Raw genomic sequence first — 19034 nt, forward strand, 5'->3', positions numbered from 1 at the left:
CCTTGATGGTTCGATCTTGCTCGTTTGGCGGGGTTTTCAATCAATTACAGACCCCAGTTAGAGCCAAAAATAACACATAATCTTAGTCAAATTGCAATAAATGTGTCGTTTCTGTGGATTTGGTCATTTTTTAAGCAAAAATTCTATGGCGCATCGGCAAGAACAATTGCGCGTTTGGGGGCAGGGTAGCCCTCAATTGTCTTTGACGGATCTTGCGGGTCTAAAAAGTCGGCCAGAGAATGAAATTGCATCCAGTCCGTGCTGCGTTGCTCATCCGTAGACGTGGGGCTGACATCCACGGTTTGGATGTTGCGAAAGTTGAGTTTGCGTAGCCAGCTCTCAAGGGTCGCTGGGCTGGGAATAAACCAGACATTGCCCATTTTGCTGTAGCGCCCTTCGGGCACTAGGCTGTAGCCCTCGGGGCCATCGACTACCAAGGTTTCCAGTACCAGTTGGCCGCCCGGGCGCAGGCAATCTTTCAGCGCTAAAAGGTGATCTAGCGGCGAGCGGCGGTGGTAAAGAATACCCATGGAAAACACAGTATCAAACTGTTGTAGCTGTGGCGGAACGTGCTCAATGCCCATTGGCAATACGCCTACGCGCCAATCCTGTAGGTATTTCTGTAGTGCGAAATACTGAATAACAAATAGCGGTGTGGGATCAATGCCCACCACTACATCAGCCCCAGCGCCGCGCATCCGCCAGCAGTGATAACCACTGCCGCAGCCGACATCCAGCACTTTTCGCCCGGCCAGTGGTGCAATGGCGTCGGCAAGTCGATCCCATTTCCAATCTGAGCGCCACTCGGTATCAATATGCACACCGAAAAGCTCAAAAGGCCCCTTGCGCCAAGGGTGTAAGCCCATCAGTGCGTCTTTTAATTGTTGTTGTTCGGCCTCGCTTGCTGGGCCGCTGACGCCGACACGAGATATATCAAAATGACGCTGTGTAATGGGCAGGTCAGGTAGCGCATTCAATGCCTCACGCCAGCGCGGAATATCGCCGTAACGCTGTTCATTAAGGCCTTTGGCGATCTGCTCTGGCAATTGCGCGGCCCATTCTTCAAGTCCGGCTAACTTAAGGTTTTCGAGGAAGGGACTGAAATCCATTATTTGATCGCGACCATTGAGGCAAAATTAAAACACTGAAACCAGACATCTGCGCTACTGAAACCGCTGTCTAATAAGCGCTGGCGGTGAGAGTGGAGGGTTTCAGGAATGAGCACATTTTCCAGTGCGCTGCGTTTCTGAGCAATTTCCATTTCGGAATAGCCGTTGGCGCGTTTGAACTCCAAGTGCAATTCTTCATTTAGCTTTTGCAGGTGAGGGTCCGCAAAGCAGATTTTTTCCGACAACACCAAAATACCGCCGGGTAACATGGCTTCCTGAATGCGCTGGATTAGCGTCTGGCGGTCTGCTTCCGGAATAAATTGCAGGGTGAAATTCAGAACTACCACCGAGGCATTTTGCAGCTCAGTTTCCTGAATAGACTGTTCGATAAGCTCGATATTAGATGTGGTTTTTGACTCGGCAACATAAGACTGGCAGCGGGCAATCATCGCCGCCGAATTGTCGACACCAATGAGCTTGGCTTTATCGCCAACTTCGCGAGCCATTGCCAGCGTGCTGGCGCCGAGTGAGCAGCCAAGATCGTAGATATTACTGCCTTGCTGGGCATAGCGTCCGGCGATGACGCCGGTCATGGCAATGATGGTGGCGTAGCCGGGCACCGAGCGCTGGATCATGTCGGGAAATACTTCCACCACTTGCTCGTCAAAAGCAAAACGGCCGAGTTGTTCGCGCTGTGCAGAATAAATCGTGTCGCGTTGTTGAGTCATGGCTGGAGCCATTTAGCAAAAGCGCGAATTTTAACACAGGGCTTGGCTGGGGTTGCATTGGCTTTGGAGTTCAGAAGAATTTGAGAGGGTAACGGGTAGTGCGGAGAAGTGATCTTTGAATGGTAGCAAGGGGCGATTAACCAAAACAGGCTATGGCCTGTTTTGTCCCTTCGGCCAAGGCGAGTGGTGTGAAGCTGGGAAGGCCCAAGGCCACGGGAACATCAAAAATTGTCCAAGCGGCTCGTTTGGATGGTTTAAGCCAGTCAGCGGCGGTTAAGCGTTTGGGTATCAGCTTGGCCACGGTGAAACGGCATTGGAATTCAGCGCCTTTATGAATTGCCATTGGTGATAGTATTGGCTTTCCTGATTTTGGCAATTAAAACGGACTGGTGATTTGTGAAAGAAAAAGGATTGGCCGCATTGGTGCTTGGTACTTTATTCGCGCTACCTTTTTTGGTCGTAAATAAGATGGATGATGTGCCTTCAGATGTTCAAGATAGCAATGGGACATTTTGTACAATCGGCGACCTCGCTTATTGCCGTGAGGGTGATTGGTTTGGAATGTATTCGTCTGAACTGCCAAGCTTTGCCAAAAAAAGCCCTTTGATCGAGCCTAGTCCGCTTGCTGTGCTTTGTCAGGACTTTGGGCGGAGTGGAGGCATTCCGAACCCTCAGATTCTGCGCATCCTTCCTCAAAAAAATGGCGACAAGCTCTATTTGTGTAGATTAAGAGCGGCAGCCGATATCGAGACTAGGATAAACAATTTCGCGCCCTAGCGGAGGTTGTGATGTTGTTGATCGTCTTTTATATGAATTGAATGTATGTTTTTGTCAGCCAAATCCAATAAGCACTGACCCGCCACCAGACATAGTATTTCTTGAAAAAGTTGAACTGCCCGCCGTCAGCTTGGATGTGTCACCAATTAGATTAAGTCCAATAGGGCGAAGATCAAGCTGGGTCACTTCGGCGCTATCCTTTGAAAGTGTCTTTACTGACAATACTTTTTGTTTCTGTATTTCGACAATAATCAATTTGTCCTTTTCCAAGACCTTTACCGCTGGGTGTGTGGATATGGAGGCCTCGACGATAGGAAGAAATTCATTTGTTTCTGGGTTTACAAGCGCTTGGAGCCAAATTTGGGGTTTGCCCCCTTTGCCAATAACTACAGGAAGACTACCGCCCACGGACACAATATGGCCGCCACCAATCATTTTGTTGCTACAAATGGTTAGAGTCTCGTATGGCACATAGTCATCGGGAAGCTTTTCAAGAGTGATCATTGTTCAGTCTCTCCCTCAGGCATATAAGCCCTTTTTTTTTGCGATGTGTCAAAATGTTTTTTCAATCTTTTCATTAGCTTCTTTTTGTCACTTGGTATGAAGAGGCTGATCAAGTAGCAAAGAGCTGAGAGAGCAAGACCTGTGATTAGTGCTACATATTCGCCATCATAAATAATGATGTCAGGGTGTTTGATTTTTGACGCATTTTTGCCGATCAAGCTTAGGGCCAATCCTGCTGAGGTCAGCAACATGGAATGCCCGCAAGTGATTATGAATGGATTGCCTTGCTTGAGATGTTCGAAATCTCTGCCTGTTAAAGGAAAGTCTTCCTGCCAAGTACCTACACTTATTCCCGATAGCAGCGTGGGGAGGTTTATAGGCTCCTTTAGCTCCTTGTCGGTAACGCTTTGATTCATTGGTGGCCTTTACGCATGGGTAATAACGGCGATGACTTTACCTTTAGACAAGCGGATTACGCAACTTTGATGCTGTGAGCATATAGAGAATTATGCGTGGGAATGTGAACCAGTTGTGAACTGATTTTAATGTGTGAGCAGGTGCTAATTTGAATGGTAGCAAGGGGCGATTAACCAAAACAGGCTATGGCCTGTTTTGTCCCTTCGGGCGCTTTCGCGGTGCTCAAGCGTTTAAAATGCTGTCGCATTTTGTCGAACCGCACGGCGCTTCTCATCCGCCCAATAGGCATTGGAGTTCAAAAGAATTTGAGAGGGTAGCGGGTAGTGCGGAGAACTGATCTTTGAATGGTAGCAAGGGGCGGATTCGAACCGCCGACCCCAACATTATGAGTGTTGTGCTCTAACCAACTGAGCTACCTTGCCATTCAAGAAGGCGCGCATTTTCCTTAGTTAGGCTGCCATTGTCAAGCCTGCTGAGTTGAAAACGCGCGGGGGTTTATGGACTTAGACGTTGAAGCGGAAGTGGACGACGTCACCGTCTTTGACGATGTAGTCTTTGCCTTCCAAGCGCCATTTTCCAGCGTCTTTTGCGCCTTGTTCGCCGCGATATTGGATGAAGTCGTTGTAGGCGATGACTTCGGCGCGAATAAAGCCTTTTTCGAAGTCGGTGTGAATTTTACCCGCCGATTGTGGGGCGGTAGCGCCGAGTGGAATGGTCCAAGCGCGGACTTCTTTAACGCCGGCGGTGAAGTAGGTGTGCAGGCCGAGCAGTTCGTAACCGGCGCGAATAACGCGGTCTAGGCCGGGCTCTTCCATGCCGAGTTCTTCGAGGAACATGTCTTTTTCGTCGTCTTCAAGTTCGGCGATTTCGGATTCCAGTTTGTTGCAGATGGGCACAACAATGGCGTTCTCTTCGGCTGCGATGGCGCGCACGGTGTCTAGGTGCGGGTTGTTTTCAAAGCCGTCTTCGTTGACGTTGGCGATATACATGGTGGGTTTGCTGGTGAGCAGGTGCAGCGAGTCACACAGTACTTGTTCGTTGCTGTCTAGGCTTAGTGAGCGAACGGGTTTGCCTTCATCTAGGTGTGGCTGCAATTTTTCCAGCAGGGCTTTCATGGCCACGGCTTCTTTGTCGCCGCCTTTGGCGGTGCGAGTGACTTTTTGCAGTTGTTTTTCAACGCTGTCGAGGTCGGCCAAGGCGAGTTCGGTGTTGATGACTTCAATGTCTGCCGCTGGGTCAACTTTGTTGGCTACGTGAATGACGTTGTCGTTGTCAAAGCAGCGTACAACATGGGCAATGGCATCGGTTTCGCGGATATTGGCCAAGAATTTATTGCCTAAGCCTTCGCCTTTTGAGGCGCCGGCAACCAGTCCGGCGATGTCCACAAATTCCATGGTAGTGGGTAGAACGCGCTCGGGTTTTACGATTTCAGCGAGGGCTTCGAGGCGTGGGTCGGGAACTGGCACAATGCCCGCGTTAGGTTCGATGGTGCAGAAGGGGAAGTTTTCTGCATCAATGCCGGCTTTGGTCAGGGCGTTGAAGAGGGTGGATTTGCCCACATTGGGAAGACCGACGATGCCGCAATTAAAACCCATGTTGTCTCTACCTGTTTGGATTCTGTTTAAAGTGGTGTGTGTTTGTAGCTGTGGAGCTTTTGCATGGCCTTGTCCCAATCGCCATTGAGGGCGAGGGGCAGGCAGCGTATGGCTTCATCTATACAGTAATCAATGCTGGTTCGGTCGTCGGCGGTGGGTTTGCCGAGCACAAATCCGGTGACCTGATCGGCGCTGCCGGGATGACCGATACCAATACGCAGACGATAGAATTCTTTGTTATTGCCGAGTTTGGAGATGGTATCCCGCAGGCCGTTGTGGCCGCCATGGCCCCCGCCTTTTTTAAAGCGGATGGTGCCGGGAGGGAGGTCCAGTTCGTCGTGGGCGACAAGAATTTCTTCGGGTGCGATTTTATAGAAGCTCGCCATGGCTGCAATCGCTTGGCCACTGCGGTTCATATAAGTGCTGGGAACGAGCAAGCGAACATCGCGACCATTGATAAATAGTCGGCTGGTTTCGCCAAAAAAACGGGGTTCGGTGCTAAGGCGCTCGCCCTGTTGGCGGGCGAGCTCCTCGATAAACCAGGCGCCGGCATTGTGGCGCGTTTCCTGATATTGCTGTCCTGGATTTGCCAGTCCGACAATCAGTTTAATCGTGTCCAATGGGCCACCTGGTTCCTTGGAGAGGATTATTCCTCAGATGCAGTTTCTTCTTCTGCTGCGTCGTCGTTGCCGCCACGTTTGTTGTGAACAGTAACAACGCCAGTGTCGTGATCTTCGCCCAGTGCCAGTGCAGGAATTTCTACGCCGGCTGGCAGAACCAGATCAGACAGGTGCAGAGTGGTACCCGCTTCAACTTCTTTCAGGTCAACTTCGATGAACTCAGGCAGGTCTTTAGGCAGACAGGTGATTTCAAGGTCGGTCAGCGCGTGGGTGATGTTGCCACCTTGCATTTTAACGCCAACACAGCTTTCTTCGTTGATGAAGTGCAGTGGTACGTGCAGGGTCAGTTTGGTGTCAGCGCTAACACGCAGGAAGTCAGCGTGCAGGATTTGCGCTTTAGCCGGGTGACGCTGCAGATCTTTAAGAACAACAGATTCGTTGCTGCCGTCTAGGTTCAGAGTCAGAACAGAGGTGAAAAACGCCTCGTCATCCAAGAACCAAACCAGATCTTTGTGGGCCAGGCTGATGTTTTGCGGCTCTTTGCTGCCACCGTAAATGATGCCTGGAACCAGACCTTCTTCACGGCGCAGGCGGCGGCTCGCACCTTTCCCTGCATCAGTACGCGCTTGGGCGTTAATAGTAAATTCGCTCATGGTGATCTCCTATAAAAGCGAAAAACCGCCGAACTTGCGACCAGTGCGGCGGATAAAATGTCGTTAGCAATTTGTTGCGAAGCGTAAGTGCTTAGCGAAACAGGGCGCTGATCGACTCTTCATTGCTGACCCGACGAATCGACTCGGCCAGCAGGTTTGCCAAGGTTAGTTGGCGAATACGAGAGCATTGTTTGGCGGCATCTGACAGTGGAATAGTGTCAGTGACGACCAGCTCGTCGAGGTCCGAACCATTGATGTTGTCAACGGCGGGCCCGGATAATACAGGATGTGTACAGTAAGCGACAACTCTCTTGGCACCGTTTTCTTTCAATGCGGTGGCCGCTTTGCAGAGTGTGCCGGCGGTATCGACCATGTCGTCGACCAGAATACAGGTCTTGCCTTCGACTTCACCGATGATGTGCATAACCTGAGCAACACCCGCTTTGGGGCGGCGCTTGTCGATAATTGCGAGGTCGGCATCGTTAAGTTGCTTTGCTACTGCACGGGCGCGAACTACGCCACCGATATCGGGCGAAACCACCATTTGGTTTTCGTAGCTCTGGCGGTTGATGTCGTCTAGCAGAATCGGCGAGCCGTAAACGTTGTCTACCGGCATGTCGAAAAAGCCCTGAATCTGCTCGGCGTGCAGGTCAACGGTCAGTACGCGGTTAATGCCTACGCCACTTAACATATCAGCAACGACTTTGGCAGAAATCGGTACACGCTGTGAGCGAACGCGACGATCCTGACGGGCATAGCCGAAGTAAGGCACCACGGCAGTGATGCGACCGGCAGAGGCACGGCGCATGGCGTCGGCCATTACGACCAGTTCCATCAGATTGTCGTTGGTGGGTGCGCAAGTCGGTTGTAGCAGAAACACATCCGCACCGCGGACGTTTTCATTAATTTCTACGAAGATTTCGCCGTCGCTGAATTTACTAACGGTAGCATCACCCAGTGGTAGGCAAAGCTGATGGGCGACTTTAGTGGCAAGTTCACGGTTGGCATTGCCGGAAAAGACCATCATGTTGTGCACGGCGGTAGTCCTGCTGTTGGGCTGCATGGGGAATTTTCTCTGCACGCTAATGACACGTTTGCGATTGTGCCAGTTGATTGGTGCAATTGGCTCCGGGTCTTACACTTATTCAGAATCTCTGAAATTGCCTGAAGCCGTTGTTTTCTGCGTTTTGCTTAACTTACAAAACAGAAAATGGCTGGGGTGGAAGGATTCGAACCTACGAATGCTGGGATCAAAACCCAGTGCCTTGCCGCTTGGCGACACCCCAGTAAACCTTATTGCTGCTATTTATAGAGCTGCAATTTTTACACAATTGCCAAAGCGCGATGCAGAGGAGAGAGGTTAACTCCCTTGGCGACAAAGCCGCTGTACTGCTCGGGCCGTTGAGCAAAAACTTGCTCAGCTTGGCGCTTGTTTTCAAAGCCAGCAAAGATACAAGAACCTGTGCCTGTCAGCTTTGCGGAAGCAAATTGATTCAGCCAAATCAAGGCCTTATCGACTTCTGGATACAGTTTGCGAACCAATTTTTCGCAGCTGTTTTCCAGGTGCCCCCCAAGAAAGGCCGCTATTTTGATGGGTGGGTCGTTGCGTGTCAATTGTTCATGCAAAAAAATTTCCCGAGTGGCGATTTCGCAGGGTGGGCGCAGCACCACATAATATTGTTCGGGAATTTCAATTGCTTGAAGTTGCTCGCCTACCCCTTCTGCCCAGGCGCTGTGTCCTTGAACAAATACTGGAACATCGGCGCCAAGGGTGGCGCCCAGCTCTGCCAGTTGCTCAAGCGGCAATTCGCACTGCCAGAGATGATTCAGGCCGAGTAGGGTGGTCGCGGCGTCAGAACTGCCGCCGCCAATGCCGCCGCCCATGGGCAGTCGCTTCTCTAGCTGTAGTGTGGCGCCAAGGGTGCTGCCGGATTTTTCTTGCAACATTTTTGCGGCGCGCACAATCAGGTTATCGTCATGAGCGACACCGGGAAGCGCGTTTTCAAGGCGAATGTCGCCGTCGTCTCGGAGAGTCAGCGTTAGGGTGTCGCCGTAATCCAGTAGTTGAAATACTGTTTGTAAATTGTGGTAGCCGTCTGCGCGGCGTCCGGTAATGCGTAGGAATAAATTAATTTTTGCCGGGCAGGGCAGGGTTAGCGTAGTTGTCATTGGCAGTCGGCCGTTAGCCAGTCCCGAATAATCAGTTTTAGCCTTTGGCTACCTTGGGTGGCTTCTATTTTTTGCGGCAGCGGCGAGCTGCTGTCATCGTAACTTAAATATTGAATATGCCAGCCGTATTGTTCCAGTTCGATAAGTTGCCCGCTGGGATTCATTTGACCTTTGAGTGGGCTGTGCGGTGCAGCGCGACCGCGCACCCAATATTGCAGTGCTTCAACTGGCAGTGGCCAGCCGGCGCGAGCAGCGAGTTCTTCCGCGCTTTCGGCGCGATATTGTTGTTCGCCCAATTCAAGTGTGGCCAAGCCGGGCTGGGTAATGATTTTCAGGCCGCCAATGCCCAGTGGGCCTTGGAGTTTTAACACGGTATTTTCGGGGTCGCAGTATTGCCAGTCGATGCTGCCACTTTCTTTGGTATTGGTGTCCCAGTAACCAATCCGCCCGCGCAGATGCCAGCCTTCATTTTCTGTTGGTATGGGTGGGTTGATCGCGCAGCCAGACAATATCAGTGTGAATATAAAAAGAAGGTGTTTACTCATTAGTGATTCGCAGGCGTTGAAGGGTTTCCATAATGATAGGGCTGTTGGGCGTATGCTGCAGCCCTTTCTGCCAGACTTCCTGTGCTTTTTCGTGCTGATTCAGCAGCCACAGCGCTTCGCCGTAATGGGCGGCAATTTCGTGATCCTCGGTTTTGCTGAAGGCCTGTTCCAGTAAAATTTTAGCCGCCGCGGTATCGCCCTTGAGCAATAAAATCCAACCCATGCTGTCGATAATGGCGGCTTCATCGGGTTCAAGTTCTAGTGCGCGCCGTACCAGTACTTCGGCTTCATCGAGTCGTGAAGTGAGATTGGCAAGGGTGTAGCCGAGGGCATTTAAGGCTGTGGCGTTGTCCGGTTCAAGCTCCAGAATATGGCGTAAGTCTTTTTCAACTGAGTTGATATCGCCGAGCTGTTCGGCAAATAAAGAGCGGGCGTAGCGCAGTGGAATATTGTCCGGAGTTTGTTGCAGTGCCTCTGTAAGTAGTGCAAAGCCGGCTTTATGTTGTTTGTCTTTGCGCAGAATTTCCGCTTCGAGCAAGGTAATGATAGTGCTTTGTTCGGGGTAGGCTGAGCGCTGTGCTTGCAAGCGCTCCACCGCTTTTTTGGGGCCCTCTACGGTCAGGCTGATGGCGGTCATGCGTCGAATAGCTTGATCGAATTCGCCGCCGTTGGCTTGCCGGTAATGGTTCATGGCGCCTTCCCAGTCCCGGCTTTCTTCCGCCAGTCGCCCCAAAATATAGTGGGCGCGGCTGCTTTGTTCGGGGTCTTGGCTCAGGGTCTGTAATTGTCTTGCGACTTCGCCGTCTTGTTCCAATTCATGATTGACTAGCAAGAGCTCCAACAGAATTTCATTGTCATCGGCGAACTGGCGGGCGAGCACTTCGTAATGGGCTTTAGCTTGGTAGATATCCTGTTTGACCAGTGCTCGCGCTAAGTCGTGGCGCAGGCGTTTGTTATTGGGATTGCTGTCGACCGCAAATTTCAAGCGTTCCAGGGCTTCGCTATTGCGCCCCTGTTGCAGTAGCGTGCGAGTTTCTATCAATAGGGCGTGAGGATTTTCTGGCTCGCTCAATAACACCTCTCTGGCGACGAGCAGTGCGGCTTCTTCTTGGTCGCTGTATTGCAAGATCAAGGCGCGGGCAATCTTGAGGCTATTATTGCTGGGGTATTTGATGGCCAAGCGGTTGAGGGCATCTTGAAACTGTGTTTTTTCGGCCTCATCGAGGGCGAGTGCGGTGGCGGCAAGGGCGGCAAAATTACTGGCCCCGCCCAGCTCAAGAACACGCTCCATATGCGGTAAGGCTTCTATGGGGCGCTGCTGTCGAGAAAGTCCCATGGCGAAAATAAAGTGGGCTTCGGCGTTGTCGGGTTCTTTGCTTAGCCATTGTTTGGCCAGTTCCGTGGCCTCTTGGTCGAGGTCTAAATAGCGGGCCAGTTTAGCTGAGGTGCGTAACAGTTCAGTGTCGCCAGTTTTGCGGGCCTGAGTAGAAAAATGCTGATAGGCGGTTTGCATATCGTGCTGGCGCATGGCGATTTCCGCCACCAGTAGATCAAAAATGCTGTCGGCGGGAAAAGGACGGCTGGCGATAATTTCGGGTTCTGGGGGGGGTACTGGCGCCGTTGATATTGGGGCTGGAGTGTTGGCGCAGCCGCTTAACAAGGCGAAAACCAGTGTGGTGCTGAAGAAAAAACGCATTGATTGGACCAGACTTTTATCGTGAAAGCATCTTAGCACGAGGTATTTGCTGGGGAGTAGTTGAGGTCGTGAACTACTGTCGGCGGTTTGGCATCCACTTTTGTACGCCTTCTTGATAAAATCCCGTGCTTATTTTGACTCTGGTAACGCCAAAGCCGCGTTTGCCCGTTCGGAAATGACCTCCGGACAGTAACTGATGTGTTTGCATGAATCTGCTTGTAATCGGAATTAACCACACCTCGGCACCACTCGCACTCCGCGAGCGGGTGGCGTTTGTGCCCGAGCAAATGCAGTCGGCATTGCAGGATGCGGCTCTTGCGGCCGGTGTGGGTGAGGTGACAATTCTCTCTACCTGCAATCGCACGGAAGTGTATGGCCTAGCTGAAACCGGTATGGATGATGGCGCTGAGCGCTTATTGGAGTGGCTGGCCAATTACCACCATGTCGATCATCAGCAATTAGCGGATCACAGCTATCACTATCTCGGTCGCGACGCGCTGCAACATATGATGGAAGTGGCGGCGGGCTTGGATTCCATGGTGCTTGGCGAGCCGCAGATTTTGGGTCAGATGAAATCTGCCTTTGCGGTTGCCCAAGAGGCGGGCACTATTAGCAGTGCCTTACACCAAGTGTTTTCCCATGTTTTTTCAGTGGCGAAAAAAATTCGCACCGATACCGCGATTGGCGAAAATCCGGTCTCGGTTGCCTATGCGGCGGTCAGCCTTACCCAGCACGTATTTTCAGATTTGCGTAAATGTACGGCGCTTTTGGTTGGCGCTGGCGAGACAATTGAACTGGTTGCCAAACACCTGCATGAAAAAGGCGTGCGCCGCATCATTATTGCCAACCGTACCTTGCAGCGCGCTCGCGATCTGGCCGAGCAGTTTAATGCGGAAGCCGTGCTGCTCTCCGATATTCCCCAGTGCCTGGCCGAGGCCGATGTGCTGGTTGCCTCCACTGCGAGCCAGTTGCCCATCTTGGGTAAAGGGGCGGTTGAAGCAGCGCTGAAAAAGCGCAAGCACCGGCCTATGGTAATGGTGGATATTGCCGTTCCTCGGGATATTGAGCCGCAGGTGGCTGAGCTGCGCGATGTCTATCTTTACAGTGTCGATGACCTGAAAGGCATTGTGGACGAAAACAAGCGCGCCCGGCAGGATGAAGCGCGCAAAGCCGATAAGATCATCATTGAATCACTGGACGAATGGCAGCAGCATCTGCGTAGTCGCGGTGCGGTAGATATCGTCAAAGAATTTCGTTCGCAGGCCGAAGACTTGCGAGATGGTGAGTTGGAGCGCGCCAAACGCTTGCTTGAAAGGGGCGAGCCCGCGGATGTGGTGCTGGAAAAATTGGCGCGCGGCCTAACCAATAAATTACTTCATACCCCCACAACCCAAATAAAATTGGCGGGTGCCGAAGGTCGTAATGACATGCTCGCCTGGGTGCGAGATCTGTATCAACTGCCCGTGCCGGGCGCTGCCTTGGATGAGGGTCACGCCGATGACGCCTCCGACCAAGACCTATAACACGAGTATTACGAGGCTAAATGAAACCCTCCCTGCTTACCAAACTGGATAGTTTGAGTGATCGCTATGAAGAAATTGCGGCCCTGCTGAGTGACGCCGAAATTATTTCCAATCAGGAAAAATTTCGTCAGCTCTCTAAAGAATATGCCGAGCTGGAAGAAGTTGTTCAGTGCTTTGGGCGCTACCAGCAACAGCAGCAGGATTTGATTGATGCCAAAGCCATGCTGGAAGAAGACGACGCCGATATGCGCGCCATGGCGGAAGAAGAAATTCGTGAGGGCCAAGATAAGCTGCTAGACCTTGAGGGTGAATTGCAGACCTTGATGTTGCCTCGCGATCCCAATGATTCGCACAATATCTTTTTGGAAATTCGCGCAGGCACCGGCGGCGATGAAGCCGCAATTTTTGCCGGTGATCTCTTTCGCATGTATTCCCGCTATGCCGAGAACAAAGGCTGGCGGGTTGAAGTGCTTAGCGAGCGTCAAGGAGAGCACGGTGGCTATAAGGAAATTATTAGTCGCGTTGCCGGTAGCGATGTTTACGGCCATTTGAAATTTGAGTCTGGCGCTCACCGTGTGCAGCGGGTGCCAGAAACCGAATCCCAAGGGCGCATTCATACCTCGGCGTGTACCGTGGCGGTTATGCCCGAGCCGGAAGAGCAGGACGACATCGAAATTAATAAAGGCGATTTGCGCATAGACACTTTCCGCGCCAGCGGCGCCGGTGGTCAGCACGTTAACAAAACCGATTCGGCGGTGCGCATAACCCATATCCCAACCGGTATTGTGGTGGAGTGTCAGGATGAGCGCTCACAACATAAGAACCGGGCGCGAGCGATGTCTTTGCTGGCTGCGCGAATAAATGATGCGCAAACCAGTGCCCAGCAGCAGGAACAGGCGACTACTCGACGCAATTTGGTCGGCAGTGGCGACCGCTCCGAGCGTATCCGCACCTATAACTTTCCTCAGGGCCGCGTGACCGATCACCGCATTAATCTCACCCTCTATAAATTAGAGGAATTTGTGCAGGGCGATGTGGATCAAGTGGTCTTGCCTTTGCGTCAGGAATATCAGGCGGATCTGCTGGCCGCGATGGCGGAATAATAATGTCCGACTCGGGGGAGGGCAGTGCAGCGGCGAGTATTGCGGAGCTTATGGCGTGGCGATCACGTCTGAGTGAAAGCGATAGCCCCGACTTGGATGTTGCCCTGTTACTTTGCCATTGCCTGCAAAAGCCCCGCAGCTATCTTTACAGTTGGCCAGAAAAACGCCTGAGCGACGAGCAGTTTGCCGAGTTTGCCGCCCTTTTTACCCGCCGCGAGCGCGGTGAGCCCATTGCGCATATATTGGGTGAACGGGAATTCTGGTCACTGCCTCTTGATGTTAATAACAGCACCCTTATTCCCCGGCCAGATACCGAATGTTTGGTTGAACAGGCTCTGAAACTTATTCCCGCCGTGCCGGGTGCTATTCTGGATTTGGGGACGGGAACCGGCGCCATCGCATTGGCGCTGGCAAGCGAGCTGCCAGCTTGGTCGGTGTTGGGTGTTGATCTACAGGCAGAAGCCGTTGCGCTGGCTGCGGGAAATGCGAAAAAACTCGGCCTGCAAAACCTGCGATTTGAGCAATCAAATTGGTTCGATAACATTTCCCGTCAAACGTTTGATCTCATCGTTAGCAATCCGCCCTATATTGCACAAGACGATCCGCATCTTGAGCAAGGCGATGTGCGCTTTGAGCCACATTCGGCACTCGTGGCAGCGGATAATGGTTTGGCTGATTTGGCGCAGATTATTAATGCCGCGCCGAGCTTTTTAAAACCGGGGGCGGCATTATTGCTAGAGCACGGTTATCAGCAGGCCGAGCCCGTTGCCAAACTGCTTCAAAATAGAGGTTTTGTTGAGATCGCCTGTTTTGACGATTACGCGGGAAATCCACGGGTGAGCAAAGGTGTTTGGCAGCCCGGTTCGGGAGTGAAAGAACAATGAAAGACGAGCAGCTACTGCGCTATAGCCGCCATATTTTACTGCCGGAGCTGGATGTCGACGGTCAGCAAGCCTTGCTTGATAGCCGGGTGCTGATTGTCGGTCTGGGCGGTTTGGGCAGCCCGGTGGCGCTGTATCTCGCGGCCGCTGGTGTCGGTTGTTTGCATTTGGTGGATGATGATCTGGTTGAGTTAAGCAATCTCCAGCGCCAAATTGCCCACGGCACCGAAGATATAGGCCGCGCCAAAGTAGACTCGGCGGCCAGCAGTGCCGCTCGATTAAATTCCGATGTTCAGGTGGTGGCAGATGCCCTTCGGCTGGAGGGTGAGGCACTTGCACAAGCAGTTGCGGCGGCCGACTTAGTGGTGGATGCCAGCGATAATTTCAAAACCCGTTTCGCCCTGAATAAAGCCTGTTTTGAACAGGGAAAACCACTGGTGTCGGGGGCGGCAATCGCACTGGAGGGACAGCTCAGTGTGTTTGATTTTCGCAAGTCAGACAGCCCTTGTTATCGCTGCCTTTATGAAGAAAGTAATGATCTTCGGCTCGATTGTGCCAATAGCGGCGTATTGGCGCCGCTGGTGGGTATGATCGGCAGTATGCAGGCGCTGGAAGCCATTAAATGTCTTGCGGGATTTGGCCAGCCGCTGGTCGGACGCTTACTGATTGTCGATGCCAAAACCATGGACATTCGACAACTCAAATTGGCCAAGGACCCGGCATGTCTGGTCTGTAGCCAACACTGAAAAATACGGCTGTCTCATCTGATCGCCGAATAGTGCTAGAATGCCGCTTTTTCGATCAGCTGAGAATCCTTCGTTTTGTTAAACAAGTTGTTTCAACCGCGCGGCAAAAAAGCCGACCACACCTCGTCTGCCCCTGAAAAATCAGAGGTAGAGCATTCTGCTGATTCCAAGAATACGGCAGCCAAGCCTAAAAAGCAGCGTCCTTCCTCTTCGAAAAAAGCGGAGCCGCCAAAGCCAAGCTGGTCGCTAAATCAGTTCCAAGTGGCTGAGCAAGAGGGCAAAACCCGTTTTCATGATCTCGGCCTAGACCTGACCTTGATGCACGGTATTGCTGACAGCGGCTTTCAATACTGCTCGCCAATTCAAGCTGCAGCGCTGCCCCATACCCTGCGCGGCAATGATGTTATTGGTAAGGCCCAGACCGGTACCGGCAAAACCGCCGCGTTCTTGATTACAATTTTTAACGACCTACTGCTAAACCCGGTTGAAACCGAACGTTTTGTCGGCGAGCCCCGCGCACTGGTGATTGCACCAACCCGCGAACTGGTCGCGCAAATTGCGGATGATGCCAAAGAACTAGGGCGTCACACCGGACTTAAAGTGGTCAGCCTGATTGGCGGTATGGATTACCAAAAGCAGCTTGATCGTCTCGCTGAAGGCCTAGTGGATATCGTGGTTGCTACACCGGGGCGTCTACTGGATTTCACCGGCCGCGGCGACCTGTATCTGGATCAGGTTGAAATTCTGGTTATCGACGAAGCCGACCGCATGCTGGATATGGGCTTTATCCCCCAAGTGAAGCGCATTGTGCGACTCACTCCGCGCAAAACCCACCGCCAGACCCTGCTGTTCAGCGCCACCTTTACCGAAGATATTATTCGCCTGACCGAACAGTGGACCCACGAGCCGGTGCGGGTAGAAATTGAGCCGGAACGTGTCGCCACCGATACCGTTGACCAGAAAATCTATCTGGTTGAATCCAGCGACAAATTCAAAGTACTGCGCAATATCGTGCGCCAGCCCGATGTGGTCAGCATTATTATCTTTGCCAATCGCCGCGATGAAACCCGTCGTTTGCACGAGCGATTGACCAAGGCCGGCGTGAAATGTGGCATTCTCTCTGGCGAGATTCCGCAGAACAAACGCACCCGCACCTTGCAGGACTTTAAAGACGGTAAAATCACCTGCTTGGTTGCGACCGACGTTGCGGGCCGTGGTATTCACGTTGACGGCATCAGCCACGTGGTGAACTACACTCTGCCGGAAGAACCCGAAGACTACGTACACCGCATTGGGCGTACCGGTCGCGCCGGTGCAACGGGCACCTCCATCAGCTTTGCCTGTGAGGATGATGCCTTCTTGCTACCGGCGATAGAGGCTGAACTCGGCATGAAATTGCCGTGTGAGCAGCCGCCGGAAGCCCTATTGGGGTAGGATTTTTGTCCTGAGCGGACGGTCTTAGAATGGTTTCGCCCTTCTTGGGCGACTTACTTCTTTTTTCGTGAAAAAGAAGTAAGCAAGAAAACACGCCCCGCATTGCCGCCGATGGCAAACAGCGCCATCGGTACTCTGCGCGCTTTGAACCTGAACGGGCGCTGCGGAACTCGGCCTTTGGCCTCAAACAGTCCTCGCGATATTTCCGTTCAGATTCTTCAGTGCTCGACGGCCCTGAAGGGGGTGATCGGTGCCACCCCAAACCCCGTCCGAACTCGCCGAACATCGTAGAAATTCAATGAAAGGATTTTGCGAGGACTGTTTGAGACCGAAACGCAGTGAAGGTCGAGTTCCGCAGCATTTCATTGAATTTTAAGAAGTGAGGGTAGCCGTAGGCCGAGTGAGCGGGGAAAGTTTCTTTTGCTTCGTTTTCTTTTAAAAGAAAATGAAGTCGCCCAAGAAGGGCGAAACCTTTTATAAGTCGTCCCACCGGGACAAAAATCTTTCTAAGCTCGTCCGCTTAGGGCTAAAAGCCGCTCCGCTTAGGACCCCATCTTCAACGGGTCGGTTTTCTTCAACCGCTCAACCCACATCAGTGTCCCACCACTCACAGCCGCAGGCATCACAAACAAGTTCAATATCGGCACCATAGTGCCCAGCATCACCAGTGCGCCAAAGCTAAAGCTGGTAGCGCGTTGCCCACCTATCCGCGAGCGCGCTTCTTTAAAGCTGAGTTTGTGGTTGTCCATCGGGTAGTCGCAGTATTCCACTGCCATCATCCAAGCGTTGAGGCAGAACCAGAGGATGGGGGCAGCAGGGGAGATAATAAAACTGGCGATGAGTGTGAGCAGGGCGAAGATGAGGTAGTAGCCGAGTTTGCTGAATTCGCGTCCGATACTGCGGGGGAAGCTGGCAATGGCTTGGCCAATGGTTTCTCTGGCGGTCACTTCTTTGCCGGTGAGGTGTTCTTCCAGTTTTTCTGCCAGTAGGCCGTTAAACGGGGCGGCGATCAGGTTGGCGATGCTGCTGAAGATGTACATGATGATGGCCAGTACCAAGATCACCGCGAGGGGCCATAGCAGCCAGCTAAGAAATCCTAGCCATTCGGGTAGCCAGTTGATGATTTTGTTTATCCAGCTACCGATCCAGCTCAGGCTGAGATAGCTTAGGCCGCCTAGAATAATGGTGTTTACCAGCAGCGGCAGAATGACAAACAGCCGAATGCCCGGCAGTTTCAACAGGCTAAACCCGCGAAAAAAATATTGTGGCCCGGAGAGTGGGGCGCTGGGGTTGGGGGTGTGGTTCATTGCATTGTTCCTAAACGGATTCGGTTTAGCATTCGTAGAATAGTTCAGAACCCGGCTTATTGGTTTGAGTTCCGCAGCTTTGGCAAACGCAGCGTTTATGGCGTTCTTGAGCGGCTAGGGTTTTTAACACGGCTGGATTAAGGGTGGCGCTCATGCACCAGCAGCTTTCAGCGGCTTGCCCTGCTGCAATCGCGCAGTTGTTTGGCTTGCTACAGAGCGGGCAGTAGTCAGTGTTTGAATTATCTTTCGTCATCGTTGGATAATAACGTTTTGTTTCATTGTCGTCAGCCGGAGGAGTCATGACCGAGGAAGAGCAGTTATTTGCCGAGGAAATGTCCGGTGTTAAGCCATTGCAGTCTGAGCTTCGTGTGGCGCTTAAGAAATCGGTGGCCGATGCCAAGGCACTTGAAGCGCGCCGCGAAGCGGCGGTGGCAACCCGTGCGCGGATTAATTTTCTGGCAGAAAATGAAGTGCAGATGCTGGATGGTTTTACGCTATTGGAGTTCCAGCGCGAAGGAATTCAGCACGGTGTTTTTCGCAAGCTAAAGCAGGGCCGCTATCCCGCCGAGGCGCGTTTGGATTTGCATAAAATGACGGTAGAACAGGCGCGTCAGCAGGTGTTTGAATTTATCCGCGAGGCCATGGCCTTAGATCTTCGCAGTCTGATTATTGTTCATGGCCGGGGTCATAACAGTAAGTCGGGAACGTCGGTGCTTAAGTCTCACCTCAATCACTGGCTGCCGCAAATTGCCGAGGTGCAGGCCTATTGCAGCGCGCAGCCGCAACATGGTGGCGCTGGCGCAGTGTATGTGATGCTGAAGAAAAGCGAGCGTAAAAAGCAGGAAAACCGCGACCGTATGTCTCGCGGCCGAGTTAATCCTTAACCCGGCCTTGAGCGCGAGCGGCGTCTTAGCAGGCGCCGTGTTGTTGCAGCGCAGCGGCGTAATCGCCGGCACTTTTGTGTTCTTTTACATAGCTCAGTAGGCTGCGGCCATTCAGGTCAGTGGCATTGATATTGTGATTGCCCTTGGCGAACAGCCCCAAAAACACCGCAAAATCATCGGCGCGCATACCTTGATAGGCTTTTTGCAGGCGGTAGAAATCCGCGTCGCAGGCATCGGCTGGTTGCAGCTCTAAAAAGCTCTCGATGCGAGACTCGTCCCACACCTCATCCAATACTTTTTGCTTGTCTTTTTTCATGTCTGATCCCTTTTAAGGGGCGGCTTA

22 protein-coding genes and 2 tRNA genes are annotated in these 19034 nt (G+C 52.4%); 7 read left to right on the forward strand and 17 right to left on the reverse strand.

Annotated features, from left to right (window positions below; translation table 11 throughout):
* Nucleotides 1–143: 143 nt before the first annotated feature.
* The 3 genes from cmoB to IB286_RS15860 all read right to left on the reverse strand — a co-directional run bounded on the left by cmoB (nt 144) and on the right by IB286_RS15860 (nt 2180).
* Nucleotides 144–1109, reverse strand: coding sequence for a tRNA 5-methoxyuridine(34)/uridine 5-oxyacetic acid(34) synthase CmoB (gene cmoB / locus IB286_RS06910; protein ID WP_190763892.1), 966 nt, complete (start codon nt 1107–1109; stop codon nt 144–146).
* The gene (cmoA, locus tag IB286_RS06915; protein ID WP_190763894.1) at nt 1109–1837 is read right to left on the reverse strand and encodes a carboxy-S-adenosyl-L-methionine synthase CmoA; all 729 of its coding nucleotides are present in this window, start codon (nt 1835–1837) and stop codon (nt 1109–1111) included. Before cmoA ends, cmoB begins: the two co-directional genes overlap by 1 nt.
* 136 nt (nt 1838–1973) lie before the next feature.
* Nucleotides 1974–2180: a hypothetical protein gene (locus tag IB286_RS15860; protein ID WP_190763896.1), complete on the reverse strand. Its 207-nt coding sequence runs from the start codon at nt 2178–2180 to the stop codon at nt 1974–1976.
* Between the two features lie 53 nt (nt 2181–2233).
* Here IB286_RS15860 and IB286_RS06925 point away from each other — a divergent pair, with 53 nt between their 5' ends.
* The gene (locus IB286_RS06925) at nt 2234–2614 is read left to right on the forward strand and encodes a hypothetical protein (RefSeq protein WP_190763898.1); all 381 of its coding nucleotides are present in this window, start codon (nt 2234–2236) and stop codon (nt 2612–2614) included.
* 54 nt (nt 2615–2668) lie between these two features.
* Here IB286_RS06925 and IB286_RS06930 read toward each other — a convergent pair whose 3' ends face one another.
* The 11 genes from IB286_RS06930 to IB286_RS06980 all read right to left on the reverse strand — a co-directional run bounded on the left by IB286_RS06930 (nt 2669) and on the right by IB286_RS06980 (nt 10813).
* Nucleotides 2669–3118 (reverse strand): hypothetical protein, encoded by a 450-nt coding sequence (locus tag IB286_RS06930; RefSeq protein ID WP_190763900.1) that lies wholly within the window; start codon nt 3116–3118, stop codon nt 2669–2671.
* Entirely contained in the window at nt 3115–3534 is a 420-nt protein-coding gene (locus IB286_RS06935) for a hypothetical protein (protein WP_190763902.1), read from the reverse strand. Before IB286_RS06935 ends, IB286_RS06930 begins: the two co-directional genes overlap by 4 nt.
* A 346-nt stretch (nt 3535–3880) precedes the next feature.
* Nucleotides 3881–3957 (reverse strand) — tRNA-Met (locus IB286_RS06940).
* An 81-nt stretch (nt 3958–4038) separates the two neighbouring features.
* Complete coding sequence (gene ychF / locus IB286_RS06945; protein WP_190763904.1) at nt 4039–5130, reverse strand: redox-regulated ATPase YchF; 1092 nt, start codon at nt 5128–5130, stop codon at nt 4039–4041.
* Nucleotides 5131–5156: 26 nt separating this feature from the next.
* Nucleotides 5157–5750 carry an aminoacyl-tRNA hydrolase gene (pth, locus tag IB286_RS06950; protein ID WP_190763905.1) on the reverse strand — a complete coding sequence of 198 codons (594 nt, stop codon included), beginning with the start codon at nt 5748–5750 and terminating at the stop codon, nt 5157–5159.
* A 26-nt stretch (nt 5751–5776) separates the two neighbouring features.
* Nucleotides 5777–6403 (reverse strand): 50S ribosomal protein L25/general stress protein Ctc, encoded by a 627-nt coding sequence (locus tag IB286_RS06955; protein ID WP_190763907.1) that lies wholly within the window; start codon nt 6401–6403, stop codon nt 5777–5779.
* Nucleotides 6404–6494: 91 nt separating this feature from the next.
* Nucleotides 6495–7427, reverse strand: coding sequence for a ribose-phosphate diphosphokinase (locus IB286_RS06960; protein ID WP_450097555.1), 933 nt, complete (start codon nt 7425–7427; stop codon nt 6495–6497).
* A 187-nt stretch (nt 7428–7614) separates the two neighbouring features.
* A tRNA-Gln gene (locus IB286_RS06965) sits at nt 7615–7689 on the reverse strand.
* Nucleotides 7690–7726: 37 nt separating this feature from the next.
* Nucleotides 7727–8572, reverse strand: coding sequence for a 4-(cytidine 5'-diphospho)-2-C-methyl-D-erythritol kinase (gene ispE, locus IB286_RS06970; protein ID WP_190763909.1), 846 nt, complete (start codon nt 8570–8572; stop codon nt 7727–7729).
* Entirely contained in the window at nt 8569–9117 is a 549-nt protein-coding gene (gene lolB, locus IB286_RS06975; protein WP_190763911.1) for a lipoprotein insertase outer membrane protein LolB, read from the reverse strand. Before lolB ends, ispE begins: the two co-directional genes overlap by 4 nt.
* Entirely contained in the window at nt 9110–10813 is a 1704-nt protein-coding gene (locus tag IB286_RS06980) for a tetratricopeptide repeat protein (protein ID WP_190763913.1), read from the reverse strand. Before IB286_RS06980 ends, lolB begins: the two co-directional genes overlap by 8 nt.
* A 206-nt stretch (nt 10814–11019) precedes the next feature.
* Here IB286_RS06980 and hemA point away from each other — a divergent pair, with 206 nt between their 5' ends.
* From hemA to rhlB, 5 genes are all read left to right on the forward strand, one after another.
* Nucleotides 11020–12336: a glutamyl-tRNA reductase gene (hemA, locus tag IB286_RS06985; RefSeq protein ID WP_190763916.1), complete on the forward strand. Its 1317-nt coding sequence runs from the start codon at nt 11020–11022 to the stop codon at nt 12334–12336.
* Nucleotides 12337–12356: 20 nt separating this feature from the next.
* Nucleotides 12357–13439 carry a peptide chain release factor 1 gene (gene prfA / locus IB286_RS06990; RefSeq protein WP_190763918.1) on the forward strand — a complete coding sequence of 361 codons (1083 nt, stop codon included), beginning with the start codon at nt 12357–12359 and terminating at the stop codon, nt 13437–13439.
* A 2-nt stretch (nt 13440–13441) separates the two neighbouring features.
* Nucleotides 13442–14323 (forward strand): peptide chain release factor N(5)-glutamine methyltransferase, encoded by an 882-nt coding sequence (gene prmC / locus IB286_RS06995; protein ID WP_223826189.1) that lies wholly within the window; start codon nt 13442–13444, stop codon nt 14321–14323.
* Nucleotides 14320–15066: a HesA/MoeB/ThiF family protein gene (locus IB286_RS07000; protein ID WP_190763920.1), complete on the forward strand. Its 747-nt coding sequence runs from the start codon at nt 14320–14322 to the stop codon at nt 15064–15066. The genes prmC and IB286_RS07000 overlap by 4 nt, the downstream gene beginning before the upstream one ends.
* Nucleotides 15067–15141: 75 nt before the next feature.
* A complete protein-coding gene (gene rhlB / locus IB286_RS07005) occupies nt 15142–16500 on the forward strand; it encodes an ATP-dependent RNA helicase RhlB (RefSeq protein ID WP_190763922.1) in 1359 nt (452 codons plus the stop codon).
* 542 nt (nt 16501–17042) lie between these two features.
* Here the strand turns inward: rhlB and cysZ are convergent.
* A complete protein-coding gene (cysZ, locus tag IB286_RS07010; RefSeq protein ID WP_190763924.1) occupies nt 17043–17807 on the reverse strand; it encodes a sulfate transporter CysZ in 765 nt (254 codons plus the stop codon).
* 25 nt (nt 17808–17832) lie between these two features.
* Nucleotides 17833–18108 carry a cysteine-rich CWC family protein gene (locus tag IB286_RS15785; protein ID WP_398284781.1) on the reverse strand — a complete coding sequence of 92 codons (276 nt, stop codon included), beginning with the start codon at nt 18106–18108 and terminating at the stop codon, nt 17833–17835.
* Here IB286_RS15785 and smrA point away from each other — a divergent pair.
* Complete coding sequence (gene smrA, locus IB286_RS07020; RefSeq protein ID WP_190763928.1) at nt 18107–18691, forward strand: DNA endonuclease SmrA; 585 nt, start codon at nt 18107–18109, stop codon at nt 18689–18691. The genes IB286_RS15785 and smrA overlap by 2 nt on opposite strands.
* A 25-nt stretch (nt 18692–18716) precedes the next feature.
* On the opposite strand, the gene IB286_RS07025 is transcribed toward smrA, so the two are convergent.
* Complete coding sequence (locus tag IB286_RS07025) at nt 18717–19007, reverse strand: PA4642 family protein (RefSeq protein WP_190763930.1); 291 nt, start codon at nt 19005–19007, stop codon at nt 18717–18719.
* Nucleotides 19008–19034: the final 27 nt, after the last annotated feature.

The sequence above is a fragment of the Spongiibacter pelagi genome, from assembly GCF_014705705.1.
Classification (GTDB): domain Bacteria; phylum Pseudomonadota; class Gammaproteobacteria; order Pseudomonadales; family Spongiibacteraceae; genus Spongiibacter; species Spongiibacter pelagi.

Excerpts from the sequence above, each read along its gene's own strand:
- cmoB (WP_190763892.1), bottom strand. The coding sequence starts at position 1,109 with ATGGATTTCAGTCCCTTCCTCGAAAACCTTAAGTTAGCCGGACTTGAA.
- cmoA (WP_190763894.1), bottom strand. The coding sequence starts at position 1,837 with ATGACTCAACAACGCGACACGATTTATTCTGCACAGCGCGAACAACTC.
- IB286_RS15860 (WP_190763896.1), bottom strand. The coding sequence starts at position 2,180 with ATGGCAATTCATAAAGGCGCTGAATTCCAATGCCGTTTCACCGTGGCC.
- IB286_RS06930 (WP_190763900.1), bottom strand. The coding sequence starts at position 3,118 with ATGATCACTCTTGAAAAGCTTCCCGATGACTATGTGCCATACGAGACT.
- IB286_RS06935 (WP_190763902.1), bottom strand. The coding sequence starts at position 3,534 with ATGAATCAAAGCGTTACCGACAAGGAGCTAAAGGAGCCTATAAACCTC.
- ychF (WP_190763904.1), bottom strand. The coding sequence starts at position 5,130 with ATGGGTTTTAATTGCGGCATCGTCGGTCTTCCCAATGTGGGCAAATCC.
- IB286_RS06955 (WP_190763907.1), bottom strand. The coding sequence starts at position 6,403 with ATGAGCGAATTTACTATTAACGCCCAAGCGCGTACTGATGCAGGGAAA.
- IB286_RS06960 (WP_450097555.1), bottom strand. The coding sequence starts at position 7,427 with ATGGTCTTTTCCGGCAATGCCAACCGTGAACTTGCCACTAAAGTCGCC.
- ispE (WP_190763909.1), bottom strand. The coding sequence starts at position 8,572 with ATGACAACTACGCTAACCCTGCCCTGCCCGGCAAAAATTAATTTATTC.
- lolB (WP_190763911.1), bottom strand. The coding sequence starts at position 9,117 with ATGAGTAAACACCTTCTTTTTATATTCACACTGATATTGTCTGGCTGC.
- IB286_RS06980 (WP_190763913.1), bottom strand. The coding sequence starts at position 10,813 with ATGCGTTTTTTCTTCAGCACCACACTGGTTTTCGCCTTGTTAAGCGGC.
- hemA (WP_190763916.1), top strand. The coding sequence starts at position 11,020 with ATGAATCTGCTTGTAATCGGAATTAACCACACCTCGGCACCACTCGCA.
- prfA (WP_190763918.1), top strand. The coding sequence starts at position 12,357 with ATGAAACCCTCCCTGCTTACCAAACTGGATAGTTTGAGTGATCGCTAT.
- prmC (WP_223826189.1), top strand. The coding sequence starts at position 13,442 with ATGTCCGACTCGGGGGAGGGCAGTGCAGCGGCGAGTATTGCGGAGCTT.
- IB286_RS07000 (WP_190763920.1), top strand. The coding sequence starts at position 14,320 with ATGAAAGACGAGCAGCTACTGCGCTATAGCCGCCATATTTTACTGCCG.
- cysZ (WP_190763924.1), bottom strand. The coding sequence starts at position 17,807 with ATGAACCACACCCCCAACCCCAGCGCCCCACTCTCCGGGCCACAATAT.
- smrA (WP_190763928.1), top strand. The coding sequence starts at position 18,107 with ATGACCGAGGAAGAGCAGTTATTTGCCGAGGAAATGTCCGGTGTTAAG.
- IB286_RS15785 (WP_398284781.1), bottom strand. The coding sequence starts at position 18,108 with ATGACTCCTCCGGCTGACGACAATGAAACAAAACGTTATTATCCAACG.
- IB286_RS07025 (WP_190763930.1), bottom strand. The coding sequence starts at position 19,007 with ATGAAAAAAGACAAGCAAAAAGTATTGGATGAGGTGTGGGACGAGTCT.